Origin of the sequence: Streptomyces corynorhini (genome assembly GCF_003346515.1) — a bacterium.
Lineage (GTDB): Bacteria > Actinomycetota > Actinomycetes > Streptomycetales > Streptomycetaceae > Streptomyces > Streptomyces corynorhini.
This window is the reverse complement of sequence record NZ_QQNA01000474.1, coordinates 1-773: the sequence shown is the minus strand read 5'-3', so window position 1 is coordinate 773 and position 773 is coordinate 1. Positions and strand designations below refer to the sequence as shown.

Below are 773 nucleotides of genomic sequence, written 5' to 3'. Positions count from 1 at the left end.
GGGCAGGGTGAGCCCGGCGACCTCGATGCGGTCGCCGGCCGCGCGGCGGCCGGGCAGCCGGTTCATCGTGCCGACGAACTCGGCGACGAAGGCGGTGGCGGGCCGCTCGTACAACTCGGCGGGCGGCGCGCACTGTTCGAGTCGGCCCGCGTTGAGGACGGCCACCCGGTCGGCCATGGAGAGCGCCTCCTCCTGGTCGTGGGTGACGAAGATGGTGGTGATCCCTAGCGAGAGCTGGAGCCGCCGGATCTCCTCGCGCAGCGTGAGGCGGACCTTGGCATCGAGTGCCGACAGCGGCTCGTCGAGCAGCAGGACCCGGGGGCGCAGCGCCAGCGCGCGGGCGAGCGCGACGCGCTGTTGCTGGCCGCCGGACATCTGGTGCGGGAAGCGGTCGCCGTGCTCGGGCAGCCCGACCAGTTCGAGGAGTTCGGCGGCGCGCGTGTGCCGTTCGGTGGCCGCCACCTTGCGGACCCGCAGCCCGAAGGCGACGTTGTCGCGGGCGTTGAGGTGCGGGAAGAGGCTGTACGACTGGAAGACCATGCCCGCGTCGCGCCGGTTGGCCGGGACGCGGGTGATGTCCTCGCCGTCCACCAGCACCTCGCCCGAGTCCGGCTCCTCGAAGCCCGCGAGAACCCGCAGCGCGGTGGTCTTGCCGCAGCCGGAGGGGCCGAGCAGGGCGAGCAGTTCGCCGGGCCTGGCGGTCAGGTCCAGGCCGTCGAGGGCGACGGTGGGTCCGAACGCCCGGCGCCCTCGTGGAATTCAGGTCCCTGCGC

General features: G+C 73.6%; 1 protein-coding gene. It reads right to left on the bottom strand.

The features are described 5' to 3' along the window. Nucleotides 1-759, bottom strand: a 759-nt coding sequence (locus tag DVH02_RS34615) for an ABC transporter ATP-binding protein (RefSeq protein WP_147286223.1), incomplete at its 3' end; no start/stop codon positions are given. Nucleotides 760-773: the final 14 nt, after the last annotated feature.